We start from the raw sequence: 17,538 nt of genomic DNA on the forward strand, positions 1-17,538 counted from the left end.
ACCGCTGATGCGATGCAGGATGGACACCTTGCCCGCCCACGGCAAGCGATACTTCGCGATCTGTCCAAGCCCGATGTTCCGGTACTCGGGCCTTGGTTTTTTTACGGCTTCAGCCATGCTAGACCCCTTCTTTCTGAATTCCGATGAACGCAGGCGCCGCCCGCACGCGTTGGCGCGACTTCGCGCACGCTTCAAAACGGGCGCGGAGTGCGTAGCAGGCGCGCGGAGTGCGCGACAGCGGTATTTTGTCGCGCGATTGTTATACTGTCCAATATCTATCTCCTCTATCTGAAATACGTTTGGCGTATATCGCATGGAACTGCGTCACCTCCGGTATTTTCTGGCCGTCGCGGAAGAGTTGAACGTGACGCGCGCAGCGGAACGCCTTGGCATCGGTCAGCCGCCGCTGAGCCAGCAGATTCACGCGCTCGAAGACGAAATCGGCGTGCGGCTCTTTCGCCGGACTGGGCACGGCGTCGTGCTGACCGAAGCCGGCGAAGCGTTTGCCAGCGACGCGCGGCGCATTCTGCAAGACGCCCGCGCCGCCGTCGAGAATGCGCAGAGCGCGGGGCGCGGCGAAATGGGGCAGCTGAACATCGGCTTCACGGGGTCGGCTGCGTTCAATCCGGTCGTGTCGAAGCTGATCCGCGCGTATCGCCAGTCGTATCCGAACGTCGTGCTGACGCTCGCCGAAGGCAACACGGCGCAACTGCTCGCCTGGCTCGACGCGGGCACCGTGGACGTCGCGTTCGTGCGCCTCGGCAGTCAGTCACCGGCGGGCGTCGAATTCAATCACATCGCCATCGAGCCGATGCGCGCCGTGCTGCCAAGCACGCATCCGCTTGCCAGAAGAAAGAAGATCGCGTTGTCCGCGCTGGCTGACGACCCCTTCGTCATGCTTCCTCGCGTGGCGAGCCCGACGCTGCATGATGTGATCGTCGGCGCGTGCAGGGAGGCGGGATTCGAGCCCATCGCTGGGCAGCAGGCGCCGCAGCTCTCGTCGGTGGTGAATCTGGTCGCGGCGGGGTTCGGCGTATCGCTCGTGCCTGCGTCCGTGTGCCAGATTCAGGTGGAGGGCGTCGCGTATCGCGAGGTGTCGGGCAAGGTCATTCCAATCCGGCTCGTGCTGGCTTCACGGATAGAAGCGACGCGCGCTAAGACCGCGAACTTCATCGAAACGGCGCGCGCGTTCGCTTCTTCCATCGATGCGCTTTGAGGCGTTCCCTGGCGGATAACGTTGCGTCGCAATGGCATGCGCATTGCGGAGCATCGCAGGCAGTCGAAAGGAGAACGCACATGAAGAACGTATCCAGGGCATGGCTCGCAGCGGCGACGGTGTCGCTATCCAGCGCGGCGTTCGCCGCGGGCAGCGCCGGCCTCGGCGGCATGGGCGACGCCAAACACACGGGCGGAGTCAGCGCAGGCGAGTCGACCGGCGGCAATGGCGGAACGAGCGCCGCCGCGACCGGCGCGACGGGCGGCCCGGGCGGAACGACGGGCGGCGCGGGCGGAACGGGCAACGCCGGCGGAACCGGCGGCGGCCGAACCGCCGCGACGCCGGGCAGCGGCAACGGCGGTACACCGGCAGGCCGCGAATCTTCGACCGGGTCGATGAGGAACGGCGGCGCGGGACAGTAAGCGTCTGACGCGCGTTTCAACCGCAAACGCATCGCGCATGAAGGCGCGCGATGCGTTGCGGTTCGCACGCGATCAGTCGTAAAGCACTGCCGCGATCTTGGGATCGCTCATGTTGCTCTTGTCGTACCAGTAAAAGCCGGTATCGACCTTCTTCGGCAGCTTTTCGCCCTTCAGCGCCTTTACCGCCGAATCGACCACGCATTTGCCGATGCCGATAGGGTTTTGCGTGATCGCACCGTACATCAGTCCGGAGTTGATGTCCTCCTTCTGCTCCTTGCCCGAGTCGTAGCCGATCAGCACGAGCTTCTTGCCCGACTCCTTGATGCCGATAGCCGCGCCTTCCGCCGAGCCCTCGTTCGCGCCGAAAATGCCCTTGATGTTGGGATTGGCCTGAATCATGGCCTTCGCGATTTCAGCGGACTTCAGGTGATCGCCGCCGCCATACTGCACCGACACGATCTTGATGTTCGGATGCTTCGACTTCATCTCGTTGAGAAAGCCATCGCGGCGGTCAATGCCGGTGCGGCTCGTCTGATCGTGCACGATCACGCCGACTTCGCCCGCATTGCCGATCGCGCCGGCCATCTTGTCGGCGGCGAGCGCGGCGGCGGCGAGGTTATCGGTCGCGCAGGTCGTGAGCGGAATGTCGCTATCGACGCCCGAGTCGAACGCGATCACCGGAATCTTGTTGTTCTGCGCGCGCTTGAGCAGCGGAATGGCGGCCTTGCTGTCGAGCGCGGCGATGCCGATGGCCTGCGGCTTCTTCGAGAGCGCCGCCGACAGCATGTCGATCTGCTTGTCGACCATCGCTTCCGTTTCGGGGCCTTCGAACGTCATTTTGACGTTATGCTCCTTTGCCGATTGCTCCGCGCCCGACTTCACCGCTTGCCAGAACTGATGCTGAAACCCTTTGGAAATAAGCGGTATATACGGTTCGTCCGCGTAAGCCGTGTTCGTCGCAGCGGCTATTGCGCCAAAACCGATCAGGACACCGATGATTCTTCTTTTGAACATGAAGGTTCTCCTCCTAGGTAGGCTGTCTCTCTTGATCTGCTGTTGAATCTTTCCGCGCCGGCCAGGCTCAACGCTTTCTGCGACGCAGAATATCTCCATATACCGCGAGAATGATGATGAGTCCGGTCACGACGATCTGCCATTCCTGCGCGACCGACATAATGCGCAGACCGTTCGTCAGCACGCTCATGATGAACGCGCCGATGATCGTCCCGAGGATCGTGCCGGATCCGCCGCTCAACGACGTACCGCCGATCACGACAGCCGCGATCGCATCCAGTTCATAGCCTTGTCCGAGCGCGGGCTGCGCCGAGTTCAGGCGCGAGGCGATCAGCAAGCCCGCAATGCCGCAAATCGCGCCGCCCAGGCCGTAAATCGCGATCTTCCAGCGATCCACGTTCACGCCCGACAGACGCACGGCTTCCTCGTTGCTGCCGAGCGCGAACGTGTAGCGGCCGAGCGCCGTGCGGTTGAGCGCGATGGAACTCGCGATCGCCACGACGAACAGAATCAACACCGAATTCGGAATCGGCACGCTCGGCAGGAAGTAGCCGATCAGCGAGTCCTGCGAAATCATGTAGAAGTTCTCGGTGTCGGTGAAGTAGATCGGCTTGTCCGACGACACCACGAGCGAAAGACCTTTGAGCAGCATCATCATGCCGAGCGTCGCGATGAACGGCGGAATCTTCATCTTGGCCGTGAGCGTGCCGGAGACCGTGCCGCACACCGCGCCTGTCGCGATGGCCGCGACGATGCCGACCCACATCGGCAGATGCCAGTAGGTGAGAAATACCCCGCAAATCACGGCGGTGAACGTCATCAGCGTGCCCACCGACAAGTCGATGCCGCCCGTCACGATCACGAAGGTGGACGCAATGGCGAGCACGCCATTGACCGCTGTCGCCTGCAAAATGCCGAGGATGTTATCCATCTGCATGAAGGCGGGCGACGCGAAGCTGAAGAACACCAGCAGCAGAATCAGGCTCGCGAACGCGAGCAGCTTTTGCAGTGCGGTGGGCGAGAACACGCGTGCGCGCAAGCCGTTGGCGGGTTTCTCGCTGGCGAGCGCGGCGGTATCAGTGGGCTGTGTCATGTCTCGAGTCCTTGACGGTTCATGCCGCTTGTAGAGTCGGGCGTTGCGTCGCGAGCTGCATGATGCGTTCTTGCGTCGCAACACTTGCGGAAAGTTCTCCCGTGATGCGCCCTTCGCACATCACGACGATACGATCGCTCATGCGCAAGATCTCCGGCAACTCGGACGAGATCATCACGATGGCCTTGCCCTCTTCCGCGAGCGAGCGCAGCAAGCGATAGATTTCGCTCTTCGCGCCGACATCGATGCCGCGCGTGGGTTCGTCGAAGAAGAGCACGTCGCAGTCGCGTTCCAGCCACTTCGCGATCACGATCTTCTGCTGGTTGCCGCCGGAAAGCAGCCGCACGGGCTGCGTCGCGGAAGGCGTGCGAATGCCGAGCAGCTTGATGAAGTGCGAGGCGGTCTTGCGAATCTTCGAGCGCCGCAGGAACACGCGCGCCGTCAGGAACTTGCCGAGATTCGACATGACGATGTTCGATTCCACGTCCATGCCCGTTGCGAGGCCGAACCGCTTGCGGTCTTCCGACAGGTAGCCGATGCCGCGCGCCACGGCGTCGCTCGGCCTCTTGATGGACGCCTTCGCGCCCTTCACGATGATCTCGCCGGATTCCACCGGGTCCGCGCCGAACACCGCACGCGCGACTTCGGTGCGGCCCGCGCCCATGAGTCCCGCGAAGCCCAGTATTTCGCCCTTGCGCAGCGTGAAGCTCACGTCGCGCACGAGCGGCCCGGCATTCAGGTGCTTCACTTCCAGCGCGATTTCGCCCTGATGCGCGCCGCCCAGGAAAGATGTGAGGTCCGTGAGCGTTCTGCCGACCATCATGCCGATGATGCTCTCGACACTCGTGTCGCGCGCGTTCACCGTCGCCACATATTCGCCGTCGCGCAACACGGTCACGCGATCCGCAATCTGCTTGAGCTCGTCCATCTTGTGCGAGATGTAGACGATGCCTACGCCCCGCTCCTTCAACTGACGAATGATGCGAAACAGTTCGGCGATTTCAGCATCGTTGAGCGCGGAGGTCGGTTCATCCATGATGAGCACGCGAGATTCGAACGACAACGCCTTCGCAATTTCCACCATCTGCTGACTCGCGACGGTCAGCGTGTCGACCACCGTGCGCGGATCAAGCTTCACATGCATGCGTTCGAGTATCGCGCGCGCTTTTGCATTGAGCTTGTCTTCGTCGAGCAGCAGGCCCAACAGCTTGCGCGGCTCGCGTCCGATGAAGATATTCTGCGCGACGGTCAGATGATTCATCAGATGCAGTTCCTGATGAATGATGCCGATACCGAGCGCCTGCGCCTCGCGGGGGCTCGTGAATTCAGCGGGCTTGCCATCGACGAGCATCTCGCCGGAATCGCGGCTATACACGCCCGCGAGAATCTTCATGAGCGTGGACTTGCCCGCGCCGTTCTCGCCCATCAGCGCGTGAACCTCGCCCGGCATGAGTTCGAACTGCACTTCATGCAGCGCACGCACGCCGGGAAAACGCTTGCTGAGCTTGCTGACGGAAATGAGCGGAGTCATGGAGTCGTCGTGAATGAGCGTTTGATAAAGCCATCGAGCCAACCGATACCGGCGTCATGGCTCGAACAGGTCCGGCCTGTCCTTCGCCGAGCGATGCAACTCCGCGACGACCTGATCCAGATGGTCGTGCATGGCTTTGGCCGCGGCATCGGCTTTGCCCTTCTTGAGAGCTTCGAATATGCGTTCGTGTTCGTCGAGCGTATGCACGAGGCGCTCGGGGCTTGCAAGCAGCTGACGCGCACGGTCGAGCGCATTGCGCGACACCGCGACGATTTCCTTCACACGCGGCAGCGCAATGGCATCGAGCAGAATCTCGTGGAACGCCAGATCGAGCGCATGAAACGCGAGGCGCGCGCCATTCGCCACGGCTTCGCGCTGCTGCACGAGGTTGCTTTCCAGCGCCTCGAGCGTCGCTGCATCATGGAGGGCCGCGACGCCGCGCACGGTTTCCACTTCCAGCGCGCTGCGAATGAACAAATGCTGACGGATATCGCGCAGCGCGATGGGCTTCACGCGCGTGCCGCGCTGCGGCAAAACTTCGACGAGACCCGCGTGTTCGAGCCGGGCCAACGCCGCTGATACGGGAAAACGCGAAACGCCCATGCGTTCGCAAACGGCTATCTTGTCGATCATCATGCCCGGTTCGAGCGCAAGCGTGACGATAGCTTCGCGCAATGCCTCTTCCACCGCGCCCGTCAGACTGCCGCGCTGGCCGCCGCTGATCTTGTGCAGCGCATCATACGGACTACTCACGATGACCGCATCGGATGGAGGGCTCACGGCGCGCTTGATTTCCGTTGAAGATGCTAGCATGCTAGAAAGCAGATTCGATGTTGTCAACGCGTGCAAACGCTTAAAGCGCGCAAAGTTGGCTGCATGGCCGCGCGGCATCGAAGCTCATCAGTGTTTTCCCGCAGACCGTAGTCGATCGCCATTGCCCCGGAGGGCATTCCAATGACCACGATCACCAGGCTGTCCGTTCGGGACATCCGCTTTCCTACCTCGCGTTCACTCGACGGTTCCGACGCGATGAACGCCGCGCCCGACTATTCCGCCACTTACGTCACGCTCGAAACCGATTCATCGGCCGGACTCAGTGGTCATGGACTGACTTTCACCATCGGACGCGGCAACGAAATCTGCGTGGCTGCCGTGCAGGCGCTGAGTCATCTCGTCGTCGGCAAATCGCTCGAAGACATCGCGGCGAACATGGGTGCGTTCTGGCGTGAGATCACATCGGATAGTCAACTGCGCTGGATCGGCCCCGACAAAGGCGCGATTCATCTTGCGACTGCTGCTGTCGTGAACGCGGTCTGGGACTTGTGGGCGAAGGCCGAAGGCAAGCCCGTGTGGAAGCTGCTCGTCGACATGACGCCCGAAGAGCTCGTGCGTTGCCTCGACTTCCGCTATGTGACCGATGCGATCACGCCTCACGAAGCGATTGCGCTGCTGCGTCGCCATGCCAGTACGCGCAGCGAGCGCGAGAAGGAAATGCTCGCGAACGGCTATCCGGCGTACACGACTTCGGCCGGATGGCTTGGTTATGACGACGAGAAGATTCGCCGCCTCGCGCGCGAAGGCGTCGCGCAAGGGTGGACGCATTTCAAGCAGAAGGTAGGCGGCAATCTCGAAGAGGACGTGCGCCGCGCGCGCATTTTGCGCGAAGAGATCGGCGCGGATGCGAAGCTGATGATGGACGCTAATCAGGTATGGGAAGTCGATGAAGCCGTCGCGAACATGCGCCGGCTCGCCGAATTCGACCCTTGGTGGATCGAGGAGCCGACGAGCCCGGACGATATTCTCGGCCACGCCGCGATTCGCCGCAGGCTCGGTTCCATCGGCGTGGCGACCGGCGAGCATTGTCAGAACCGCGTCATGTTCAAGCAGCTGTTGCAGGCGCAAGCCATCGACTTCTGCCAGATCGACAGTTGCCGTCTCGGCGGTTTAAACGAAGTGATCGTCGTGCTGTTGATGGCCGCGAAGTTCGGCGTTCCCGTGTGTCCGCACGCGGGCGGTGTCGGTTTGTGCGAGTACGTCCAGCATATTTCGCTCTTCGACTACATCTGCGTGTCGGCTTCGCTCGAGAACCGCGTGCTCGAATACGTGGATCACCTGCACGAGCATTTCGTCGATCCCGTGGTCATCCGCAATGGCCGCTATATGCCGCCGCAACGTCCGGGCTACAGCATCGAGATTCACGCGCCGTCGCTCGATAAGCATCACTTTCCGGATGGAGAAGCGTGGCGGACGAATTGAACGGCGCTGGAACAAAACCTGCGCGCTCAGGTGGTCTTTCATAAGGACGATCACCATGAACGCTTCCACGCAGTCTTCCCGCTTCGCTTCGAAAGTCGTTATCGTGACAGGCGCGGGTTCAGGCATTGGCGAGGGTACGGCGCGCCGATTCGCGGCTGAGGGCGCATCGGTGGTGCTGGCGGGGCGCACGCAGGACAAGCTAGACCGTGTGGCGCGCGACCTCGACGCTTCGCGCACGCTCGTCCATGCGTGCGATGTCTCGCGCTTCGATGACGCGCAGAAACTGATCGATGCCGCCATCGCGCGCTTCAACCGCATTGACGTGCTTGTGAACAACGCAGGCGTCGCGCCCACGGGCCGCATCGACGAGGCATCGCTCGATGACTGGCGCGCGATCATGTCGACCGATCTCGACGGCGTCTTCTATTGCAGCCGTGCCGCGATCCGGCATCTGATCGAAGCGAAGGGTTCGATCGTGAATGTGTCGTCGGTATCGGGGCTCGGCGGCGACTGGGGCATGAGCTTCTACAACGCAGCGAAGGGCGCGGTGACGAACTTCACGCGCGCGCTCGCGATGGATCATGGCCGCGACGGCGTGCGCGTGAACGCGGTCTGCCCGAGCCTGACCGCGTCGGATCTGACGCAGGACATGCTCGCCGACGAAGAACTCATGGCGAAGTTTCGCGAGCGCATACCGCTTGGCCGTGCCGCGCAGCCCGATGACATCGCCGCCGTCATCGCGTTTCTCGCAAGCGACGACGCGCGCTTCGTGACGGGCGTGAATCTTCCGGTGGACGGTGGCCTGAGCGCATCCAACGGACAACCGCCGCAGGCGTGATTCCGCATCTGTCCGCATAGCATCGCCCAATTTTTTACGCGCGGAATGTCGATTGCGCTACTGTCACGCGCACGCATTCCGCGCCTGTTTTTTCCGAAGGATTTCCCCGTCGATGGACGCCCGCTTTTCTCGCCTTGCGCGCCTGCATTCGTTCATGCCGCTTGCCGGCGTCACGCTCATGCTGGGCGTCGCCATGTCTTTCACCGCGCCGTTCCTGTCGCTCTTCGGCGTGCAGGAGGCGGACATGACGCCGCTGCAACTCGGGCTCTTCATGACGCTCATCGCGGCAAGCGGCGTGCTTGCCAGTGCGTTCGCGGGCAAGTGGTCGGATAAGCACGGTCATCATCGCGTCTTGCTGATGGGCGCGTTGGCCGCGTCGTCGCTCGGCTTCGTGTTGTTGTGCGTGCTGCGCAGTTATGCGTCGCTGGTGACAGTGGGTATCGCGTTTCTCGGCGTCGGCAGTGCAGCCATGACGCTCGTGTTCTCGTTCGGCCGCGCGGCGCTCCCGGTCGCCGATAACGCGGAGCGTTCGTTCGCCCTCGCGACGCTGCGCACGGTGCTTTCGATGGCGTGGGTCTTCGGTCCCTCGGTGGGCGCGCTCGTGCTCGCCGCTGCGGGCTTCCACGGCCTCTTTCTGTTCGCGGCTGCTTCGTTCGCTGCATGTGCGGTGATCGCATGGCGCATCAAGGACAAGGAGAGGGCCGACGCCCCGCATGCGGCCTACGCGGGCGATCCGTCTTCATTGCTCGAAGTCACGACGATGACCGAGCACGAAGAGCAGCACGATCCGCTCAAGCAGGTGACGGCCAGCCGAGCGCAGATATGGCGCGCGACGATTGCGCTGACGCTGATCGGTCTCTCAGCGAACGCGACGATGATCGTGCTGCCGCTCTACGTCGTGCAGGGACTGCGCGGCACGCAGATCGACGTATCGATCATGCTCGGGCTCGGCGCGTTCCTCGAAATCCCGATGATGCTCGCGCTCGGCGCGCGCGGGTCGCATCTCGACAAGCAACGCTGGCTCGCCGCCTGCGCCGCCGTGCATATCGTCTACTTCGTGGCCGTCGCCTCCTCTCGTTCCATACAGTTCCTCATTCCGATGCAGGCGTTCAATGCGTTCGTCGTCGCCGTGACGTCGTGCCTCGGCATGACCTATATCCAGGATCTAATGCCGCGCAATCCGGGCGCGGCAACGGCGTTGTTCTTCAACGCGTCGCGCGTCGGCTCCATTCTTTCCGGCGTGCTGTCAGGCGCGCTCGTCGCGGCCATCGGCTATCGCGGCACGTTTCTCATGTGCGGCTGCCTCGCGCTCGGCGCGTTCGTGCTGTTCGCCAATCCGCCGTTCAAGCTGATCGCGCGGACTGTGTGGGTCCGGCTGAATCAATGGCGTCAGCCGGTGCGCTGATACGCCTTCGGTACGACGATGGCCTGTATGACACGAGTCATACCAACGTCACTTCATTCCCGTAATAATGCAGCGGACTCACTCGACGATCCGGACCGGTTCTTCGTCTTCGCGGTGAATGCGTCCGATCTGCCGACCTATGAAGCGCAGCGCCTGCCGCATCACGGCGAAGCGTTCTGCCGTATCGACCGCGACGATCATGATCATGACGAGAAGGACCGCGAACACCACTCCAGGCATCCCATGACGACACACGATTCGCACGACAGCGGGCGCGTTTCTTCGCGCCGTGGTTTCCTCAAACTCGCGGGCGCCTCCGGCCTGGCGACAGCCGCGAACGCCCTCAGCGGCACCGCGAGCGCAGCGGCGGCCACGCTCGACGGCACGCCGGAGCAAATCCATCTGACGTGGGGCGAAGATCCGGCGCATGAAGTGGTCGTGAGCTGGGCGACGCTTCTGCCGGCGGTGAAGCCGCGCGTTCGTCTCAGCACGCACGAGGGCCACTCCAGACTCGTGCATGCGGTACAGCGCACTTATACGGACGGTCTCAATGGCGAAATCGTCTTCACGTATCACGCGCGGCTCGACGGTCTACATCCGGACACGACGTATCACTACGAAGTCACCGCCGACAACGACAGCAACGCAAGCCAGCCGTTCACGGCGAGTTTCCGCACCGCGCCGCGCGGGCGCTGCAAGTTCCGCTTCACGAGCTATGGCGACCTGGCGACGCCGAACACGGGATGGGTGCTGTCGTCGCCGCAAAGCCGCTTCGCCGTGCAGGCCGTCGAACGCTTTCAGCCGCTCTTTCATCTGTTGAACGGCGATCTTTGCTACGCGAATCTGAACCCGACGCATCAGCCGGAAGTGTGGCGCGACTTCGGCAACAACGCGCAGGTGTCGGCGGCGAATCGCCCGTGGATGCCGTGTCCCGGCAATCACGAGATCGAGTTCAACAACGGCAGCCAGGGATTCGAGTCGTATCTCACGCGCTATACGTTGCCCGACAACGGCACGCATTTTCGCGGACGCTGGTATAGCTTCCGCGTAAGTTCGGTGCTGTTTATTTCGCTCGATGCCGACGATGTCGTGTATCAGGACGCCGCCGCGTTCGTCGCGGGACCGTCGCCGCTCGTGCCAGCAGCGAGCACGGGCCATCCGGCGATTGAACCGGGCACGTCGTTCTACGTGCGCGGCTACAGCGGCGGCCAACAAACGCGCTGGCTCGAGAAGACCTTGCGCGAAGCGAAGCGCGATGACGACATCGACTGGATCGTCGTGCAGATGCATCAGGACGCGCTCAGTTCATCGAAGACGGGCAATGGCTCGGACAAGGGCATCCGCGAAGCCTGGCTGCCGCTTTTCGACCGCTATGGCGTCGATCTCGTGCTGTGCGGCCACGATCACGACTACGAGCGCAGCCATCCCGTGCGCGGCTGCAATCATCACGCGGGCCGCGATGCCGCGACCGGCGAACGCGTCGACACGTTGCAGCCGCGCCCGGTCACGACGGCGCAGCGCGCGAACGACCCGATCGACACGACGCAAGGCACCATTCACCTGATACTCGGCGGCGGCGGGACGAGCGCGCCGCTCGACGTGTACGGAACGGACGCGGGTACGGGCAACCCGCAGGCGCAGGTCTTCACGAAGCGGAATCGCCCGGTGCCGGGCACCACCGCAGGCACCTTCGTGCGCCCTGTCGCCGATGCCGTGGAAGACGCCATCTGGTCCGCGCAGCGCGATACGGGCACGGGCTACGGCATCGCCGTGTTCGATCACGATCCCGGCGAACGCGGCGGGAAAACGTCGATCACAATGAGCTACTACCATGCGCCGGGCGCGGACAAAACGCCCACCGCCGACTACGAGCTCTTCGAGACCATCGTGCTTGAGAAGCCATGCCGCCGCTGATATGAACGTTTCGTGACAGCCACGGGATATCGGCACGAAGCGTCAAGACGCGCATCCGATTGTTGGTGCGGTATGAATCTTGCCCTGTAGTTGCCGTTGCGACAGACCCGGAAACGATCATGAAGAAGGACGACGAAACCGCCGACAATCGCCCGGCGACCGCTGAGACGAACTTCTCGACCTTCGCGGAGCCGCTCGTCGGCGAAGCCATTGCCCAGGCTTCCGCACTGGAAAACGAGGGCGAAGCGGAACAACTGCACAAACTGCGCGTTGCGCTCAGACGTCTGCGCACGCTGCTCTGGGCGTACCGGCCCATTCTCGATGAAGACTTCGATACGCAGCAGCGCGCCATTTACAAATTTCTGGCAAATGCAGCAGGCAATACGCGGGACTGGGACATTCTGATCGGACTCGTGGAAGCCACGGGTGATACCGAACTACTGGAAGCCTTCCGCCAAAGCCGCTCCGAAGCCTCGAAAAAGAGCCTCGAAACGCTGTCGCACGCGAGTGTTAAGCAGATGCTGCGTGAAGCGATGAGCGAAGCGAATCGCGAACTGAACACCGCCGCGCAACGCACGCCGCTGACCAGGTTCGCCAGACAGCGCGTCGTTGCAGCGCAAAAGCAGCTCAAGAAGCGCATGCGCGTGGCCGCACGCGCGGGCCGCTCGAACTATGACTCGTTCCATGAAGTCCGCAAGGCCGGCAAAAAGGTGCGCTATCTGCTGGAATTCTTCGAGCCGCTTCTCGGCAAGAAGCAGCGCAAGGGTCTGAAGACCCTTAAGCGCGTTCAGAAGCGGTTCGGTGAACTGAACGATGTGGTCGCGAGCCGTGATCTTCTGCTCGCGCACCGCACGGCGTTGCCGGACGGCGCGGCGGATCGTGCTTTGAAGGCGCTCGAGAAAGAACAGAAGCGCAGGTTCAAGGCAGCCGCGCGGTTGCTGTAGTCGTCTCCAAAGCCTGCTATGTCGACTCGCCGCGCAGTGTGCCGCCGCCCGTGCTCAGTTCAACGCGACGGCAGCCGCTGCACCGACAGGCGACCCCTCGATCGCGACGGACCGCTTGCCATCCGGCCCGACAGGGACGTCCCCGACGAGCGTCGTGCGATAAAGCTGGCGGTCGAAGTCGAGATCGAAGATATCCGTCGGCGCGAGATGCGCAGTCGCGCGGTTATCCCAGAACGCGATGCTGCCCGGCTCCCACTTGAAGCGCACGGTGAACTCCGGACGCGTTACGTGCTCCCATAACAGTTCGAGCAGCGCCTGACTCTCGCGCGGTGTCAGGCCGACGATGGACTTCAGAAAGCCAGGGCTCACGTACAACGCACGCTCGCCGGTCTCGGGATGCACGCGCACGAGCGGATGTTCGCTAACAAGCGCACGCTCATCGACGGCCTTGGCGAAGGCATCCGTTCCACTCGCGCCTGGCGGCGGCGCGAAGCGATGCACGCCGCGCAACCCGTCGACGAAGCTGCGCAGCGTCGCGGATAACTTATCGTAGGCAATGACGAGATTGGTCCATTGCGTATCGCCGCCATAGGGCGGGATCGTCACACCGCGCAGGATCGACGCAAAAGGCGGATTGACCGCCGCGGTCACATCCGTATGCCAGCCGGTCCACGGTCGCAGCAGCGTTTGACCTTCGAAGCGCGTCGCCTTGCGAAACTTGGAGATGGAATAGAGCTCGGGATGCCCTTCCACATGGCCGAACACGGGATGCCCCACGGTCAGTTCGCCGAACTGCGCGGAGAACGCGACATGCTGTTCGTGCGTCAGAAACTGCTCGCGAAAGAACACGACGCGCCACTTGAGCAGCGCGGCACGAATCGCCGCGACCTGAGCGGGTTGCAACGGACGCGTTAAATCGACGCCGCGTATCTCAGCGCCAATATGTGCCGAAAGCGGGTTCACTTCCACGTCTGTCTTGTCTGCTTCCTGGGCGATGACGGCTGCGTTCACTGTGCGTCTCCATAATGTACACTCGTTCGGTAACCAAAGTATCTCTACGTCTTAACTGCCCAGAGTATTTGGGTCGTCGGTGAAGAAATAGTCGCGCCACGACTTCGGCTCGTGACGAATGACGCCGACCTTATACAGGAACGCGCCTAGCGCCAGCGTGTTCTGTGGCGTCGTGGCGAAGCTCACTTCCTTATACGAACTGCTCAGAGAGCTTCGATGCGTCCTGCCGTATATAAATGGCCGCTGCCTGCGGCCTGTTCGATTGGATCAGCCGCGCCGCGTCCGCGAGCGCCGCGCGCACGGCAGCATAGGTTCTCGGGTTGTCCTTGCGCCACTTGCCGGATGTGACCGCGACGCTGCTCGTCGCGGGACCGCCTAGTATGTCGGTCGAACCGATGACCTTGTGAATTCTCGGATCGTCGAGTTCCTGATATTGATACGGCGCGTTGGAGAAGTGCAAATCGATGACAGAGCTGCCCGCGAGCATCGCAGTCGTCGCGTCCGCGTGCGGCATATTCACTTCGAACCGGTCGAGGCGCGCGTACTCCGACTGGCCGAATGCCTTGGCTGAGGCCATCTGCAAAAGCCGGCCCTGCTGCGAGACTGCGACCGACACGACCGCGATGCGATCTTTCTCGCCGATATCCGCGATGCTGTGAATGCGCGGCTCATTCGACACCAGATACACGGGCACCGCGCTCTGAGCCGACATCGCACGGAAGTCCTGATGACCGCGTGTGCGGTCCCATATCGTCATAAGCGGGCCGATACCTAGCGTGGCGATGTCGGCGGCGCCCGACAGCAAGGCTTCGTTGACTGCGGCGCCGCCGGAGAGCGTCGTCCATTGCACGTCGATGTTGAGACCCGCGCGCGCGCCCTCTTTTTCGATCAGCTTTTGATCCTTCGCGACTTTGAGCAGCAAGGACCCGACGCCATACTGATCAACGATTCTGACCGTTCCTTCCGCGTGCGCCGCGACAAGCGGCACCGCGCACGCCGCCACGAAGGTAAGCAGCGAGACTAGACGAGTGAACGAGGAAATTGCCTTCATGCGGTGAACGTCCAAGCGAGAGGCCAAGGACGCTCACTGTACAAGCGCGCTGCCTGGGCGCCAACGAAGGAAGAGTGCTACGAATATGCGTTGCCGCGATATGCGCGCCGCACATCAACGCACCGCCTCAGTGTGGAGGCAAGTCGGCGTGCGCGTAGAACGCGTCAACGGTATAACCCATGTTGAAATAGCCCGCGCGCGCATAGACCGCAATCTGTTCGAGCCGGTCCGAGCCGCTGGCTTGATCTTGATGGTAGCCGCGCAACCGCCAGCGTTCGCGCGCCCGTCCGACGGGTGCCGACAACGCTTGCCAGTATTGCGTCAGGATGTGCGACATGGCGGGCTCCTGAGAATCGTGGATCAACTCAATCTAGTGCGCTGAAAAGGATTCGGCAAATAGAACTTCATGGAATGCATTCCAGTCGCCCGCGCGTCGAACGTGACGCTACCATGCGCGTCAATGCCCGAAGCCGGGCCGTTCGAATACCAGCCGAAGCCGCCGGGCCTGATCCAGATGAAGCGTGAACGCCGGTCGCGCGCGCACGAGTAACACCTTGACGTCCGCGCTATGCGTCGTGCGGATGAAGTCATCGACCGTCTTCACAAGACGTCCAAGGAATTCGACCTCGCGTTCAAGATACGCTTGCGCAAACGAATACTCGTCTGCCTGATCGAGCATTTCGGCGTCGTCGCGGCTCTGACGCGCGAGCGCGTCGCTCATGCTGCTACGCTGCGCCATCGCACCGACCCTTTGCAACATGTCGCTGGTTTCCTGTGCGATTTGTGCGTTCTCATTCACGATGCGCGTGGCGAAGCTGCGCAGGCTGGTCGACTGAGTCTTGCGCAGCGCGATCCGGCCCGCCGCAATCTCCGCCTGATTCGCGGTCAACAGAACGCCGACCATCTGCGCGTCGGAAAGCGGCGCGCCCTGCGCATAAGCGACAACCGGAGACGCGAGGCAGAGCAGCCAGGCGCAGATCACCCGTCCGATCACTCGGCTGCCATGCGCGTGCCGTTGTCGACTGGCGACCATGCAAGCGCCTACTTGCTCAGGCGATGTCGCGGATTCACCTTGAATAGCCGCCCCCATTCGTAATCCACGTGGTCAGGACGTATCGGGAAAACACCTGCGCCGGGCGTGAACGTTAGTTCCCCGAAGTAAATGCTTCCGTTGAAGTCGTAGAGATCGACTCTTACATATTCGAAGTCGCCTGCGAGCACGCGCGCGATTTCTATGAGCGAATCGAGGGATTCCGGCGGCGGCGCGGGCGTGTCGCTGCGCTGATAATGACCGAACCGGATGTCCTGCATCTGCCAGGCGGCATCATAAGTATCAGCGCGCGGGTGATCGCTGAAACGGCCCGAAATCACCGTGATGAACGCGGCCTGCTCACCGGACGGCTGGTTGAAGAAGTGCACCTTCAGATCGGCTGGAACATCGCCGTCATCGGCAAGTAACAGGGTTTCGAAGAAGATGCGTGGCTCAATCATGCGGTAATGGCGTTCACGCGCGACCTCATAGAAGCGCGTCGACAACCATTCCTTCGACAGCGCCGAGAGCTCTTCGAACGACACGCGGCTCTTGTCCTTCACGACTCTCACGAAGCCGCTGCCGTGATTCGCCTTCATGACAAAGGCTGGCGGCAGGCCGTCATACACTTCCTGAGTGAACGCACCCGGATCGGCTATCAGAGGAATGAGATGTCGAGAGCCGATTCTTTCCGCCACGTATTCGCGGACCTTTAGCTTGTCGGTGAGGTCCATGTAGCGCGGGTCGGGGTACAGACACCGGTGCAGTATCTTCTCGTTGAATGTCCTGGGATTGCGCATGTTCGGAAACCGTCCGACCTTATGACGGTGCGAAATGCTGAGAAACACGGGGTCCGGCAACCACGCTTTCGCGCCGTCGATGAGTGTCTTGGCGAACATCCGGAAGCCCTCATGCATCGGGGGATGACAGTGTCACGTATGATTTTCGGTTGTTATTCGCTTATTTCACTGGTGAAATTCCAACGAACGATTCTTGCAAAGCCAGGATCAATGGAATGTGCGGTTTCGCACATAGGATCGACTCAGTCGCGCGACGTCGCCTGTCGTCAGTGTGCCTCGCCGCGCCCCTGATTGAGGGCTGGGGTGCCCGGCTGCGAGGGGCTATCAGTGTTCGATCGAGCGCGATTCCCGCCCGTCGCGGAGTTCGGGGACCAGCTGCCAGCGGTAGTCATCGCGGGGTTGGACGGCGGCGCAACGGCGTCCGCGCGCTGAACACCTGTACTCAGGGCGTCCGCTTCTTCTTGTCCGGGCGCAGGCGTGCGCTGTGCGGCGCGGGAGCGCGAATGCGTCTTGTCGGTTTTCTTCGCATGACGGACCGAGCGCAGCGTGGGACCCGTTTTCTCCTTGGCACGCACGCGCACATGCGTCGGTTGGTGCCGCGCCTTCGCCGACTGGTGTTCCGCGCGGGCATGCGTCCGCGTGACCGCTTTAGTCGGTGGCGGTTCGGTGCTTGCCGCGATAGTTGATGTCTTTCGAACGGGCGGTTCCGGAACGGTCTCGCTCGTTAGAAGCGGCGCTTGCGAGAAAGCGATGCTATCGCACAAAGGCATCCCCGAAAGAGATGCAGGCTCGGTCATCGCGCTGCAAGGTGTCCTTCCCGATAACGCAGGCAAGCTGAAGGGATCGCGTCCGAGCGCACCGGCCATTGCGAGAAAGCGATTTTCAGCAAGCGGGATGCTTCGACCCTTCTCGACGCTTTCGGTGGCTGAATCCTCCTTCGAAGGAGTAGGCGGTGCGATGGGTGCGAGCTTATGCACCGTCCCGGCCGCGCTGACTCGATCGCCAGGCGATTC

The 17,538-nt window shown here is 62.2% G+C and carries 16 protein-coding genes and 2 pseudogenes; 7 read left to right on the forward strand and 11 right to left on the reverse strand.

What is annotated here, in order from left to right; all coding sequences use genetic code 11:
- Nucleotides 1-117 (reverse strand): annotated as a pseudogene (locus GV035_RS25675) (succinate dehydrogenase, cytochrome b556 subunit); the annotation flags it as partial.
- A gap of 196 nt (nucleotides 118-313) precedes the next feature.
- On the opposite strand from GV035_RS25675, the gene GV035_RS25680 reads away from it, so the two are divergent.
- Both GV035_RS25680 and GV035_RS25685 read left to right on the forward strand, forming a co-directional pair.
- Nucleotides 314-1,216, forward strand: coding sequence for a LysR family transcriptional regulator (locus GV035_RS25680; RefSeq protein WP_159838365.1), 903 nt, complete (start codon nucleotides 314-316; stop codon nucleotides 1,214-1,216).
- Between the two features lie 80 nt (nucleotides 1,217-1,296).
- Nucleotides 1,297-1,638 carry a hypothetical protein gene (locus GV035_RS25685; protein ID WP_159838367.1) on the forward strand — a complete coding sequence of 114 codons (342 nt, stop codon included), beginning with the start codon at nucleotides 1,297-1,299 and terminating at the stop codon, nucleotides 1,636-1,638.
- Between the two features lie 72 nt (nucleotides 1,639-1,710).
- Here the strand turns inward: GV035_RS25685 and GV035_RS25690 are convergent, their stop codons facing one another.
- The 4 genes from GV035_RS25690 to GV035_RS25705 form a co-directional block, all read right to left on the reverse strand.
- A complete protein-coding gene (locus tag GV035_RS25690; protein ID WP_159838369.1) occupies nucleotides 1,711-2,652 on the reverse strand; it encodes an ABC transporter substrate-binding protein in 942 nt (313 codons plus the stop codon).
- A 67-nt stretch (nucleotides 2,653-2,719) separates the two neighbouring features.
- Entirely contained in the window at nucleotides 2,720-3,745 is a 1,026-nt protein-coding gene (locus GV035_RS25695) for an ABC transporter permease (RefSeq protein ID WP_159838371.1), read from the reverse strand.
- Nucleotides 3,746-3,764: 19 nt separating this feature from the next.
- On the reverse strand, nucleotides 3,765-5,276 hold the full coding sequence (locus GV035_RS25700) for a sugar ABC transporter ATP-binding protein (protein WP_159838373.1): 1,512 nt from the start codon (nucleotides 5,274-5,276) through the stop codon (nucleotides 3,765-3,767).
- Between the two features lie 54 nt (nucleotides 5,277-5,330).
- Nucleotides 5,331-6,089, reverse strand: coding sequence for a GntR family transcriptional regulator (locus GV035_RS25705; RefSeq protein ID WP_159838375.1), 759 nt, complete (start codon nucleotides 6,087-6,089; stop codon nucleotides 5,331-5,333).
- Between the two features lie 141 nt (nucleotides 6,090-6,230).
- Between GV035_RS25705 and GV035_RS25710 the strand changes: the two genes are divergently transcribed.
- From GV035_RS25710 to GV035_RS25720, 3 genes are all read left to right on the forward strand, one after another.
- Nucleotides 6,231-7,532 (forward strand): L-fuconate dehydratase, encoded by a 1,302-nt coding sequence (locus tag GV035_RS25710; protein ID WP_159838377.1) that lies wholly within the window; start codon nucleotides 6,231-6,233, stop codon nucleotides 7,530-7,532.
- 55 nt (nucleotides 7,533-7,587) lie between these two features.
- Entirely contained in the window at nucleotides 7,588-8,370 is a 783-nt protein-coding gene (locus tag GV035_RS25715) for an SDR family NAD(P)-dependent oxidoreductase (protein WP_159838379.1), read from the forward strand.
- 112 nt (nucleotides 8,371-8,482) lie between these two features.
- A complete protein-coding gene (locus GV035_RS25720; protein ID WP_159838381.1) occupies nucleotides 8,483-9,775 on the forward strand; it encodes a sugar efflux transporter in 1,293 nt (430 codons plus the stop codon).
- 78 nt (nucleotides 9,776-9,853) lie between these two features.
- On the opposite strand, the gene GV035_RS29765 is transcribed toward GV035_RS25720, so the two are convergent.
- Complete coding sequence (locus GV035_RS29765) at nucleotides 9,854-9,976, reverse strand: hypothetical protein (protein WP_268892290.1); 123 nt, start codon at nucleotides 9,974-9,976, stop codon at nucleotides 9,854-9,856.
- A gap of 42 nt (nucleotides 9,977-10,018) precedes the next feature.
- Between GV035_RS29765 and GV035_RS25725 the strand changes: the two genes are divergently transcribed.
- Together GV035_RS25725 and GV035_RS25730 are read left to right on the forward strand one after the other, a co-directional pair.
- Complete coding sequence (locus tag GV035_RS25725) at nucleotides 10,019-11,689, forward strand: purple acid phosphatase family protein (RefSeq protein WP_159838383.1); 1,671 nt, start codon at nucleotides 10,019-10,021, stop codon at nucleotides 11,687-11,689.
- A gap of 119 nt (nucleotides 11,690-11,808) precedes the next feature.
- Nucleotides 11,809-12,633, forward strand: coding sequence for a CHAD domain-containing protein (locus GV035_RS25730; protein ID WP_159838385.1), 825 nt, complete (start codon nucleotides 11,809-11,811; stop codon nucleotides 12,631-12,633).
- 54 nt (nucleotides 12,634-12,687) lie between these two features.
- Here the strand turns inward: GV035_RS25730 and GV035_RS25735 are convergent, their stop codons facing one another.
- From GV035_RS25735 to GV035_RS25755, 5 genes and pseudogenes are all read right to left on the reverse strand, one after another.
- Complete coding sequence (locus GV035_RS25735; RefSeq protein ID WP_159838387.1) at nucleotides 12,688-13,644, reverse strand: TauD/TfdA dioxygenase family protein; 957 nt, start codon at nucleotides 13,642-13,644, stop codon at nucleotides 12,688-12,690.
- A gap of 51 nt (nucleotides 13,645-13,695) precedes the next feature.
- Nucleotides 13,696-14,695 (reverse strand): annotated as a pseudogene (locus tag GV035_RS25740) (ABC transporter substrate-binding protein).
- Between the two features lie 127 nt (nucleotides 14,696-14,822).
- A complete protein-coding gene (locus GV035_RS25745; protein ID WP_159838389.1) occupies nucleotides 14,823-15,032 on the reverse strand; it encodes a hypothetical protein in 210 nt (69 codons plus the stop codon).
- 120 nt (nucleotides 15,033-15,152) lie between these two features.
- Nucleotides 15,153-15,728 (reverse strand): DUF4142 domain-containing protein, encoded by a 576-nt coding sequence (locus GV035_RS25750; protein ID WP_159838391.1) that lies wholly within the window; start codon nucleotides 15,726-15,728, stop codon nucleotides 15,153-15,155.
- A gap of 8 nt (nucleotides 15,729-15,736) precedes the next feature.
- Entirely contained in the window at nucleotides 15,737-16,459 is a 723-nt protein-coding gene (locus tag GV035_RS25755; RefSeq protein WP_236572825.1) for an ATP-grasp fold amidoligase family protein, read from the reverse strand.
- Between the last annotated feature and the right edge of the window lie 1,079 nt (nucleotides 16,460-17,538).

It is taken from the genome of Burkholderia sp. 8Y (assembly GCF_902506145.1).
Classification (GTDB): Bacteria; Pseudomonadota; Gammaproteobacteria; order Burkholderiales; family Burkholderiaceae; genus Caballeronia.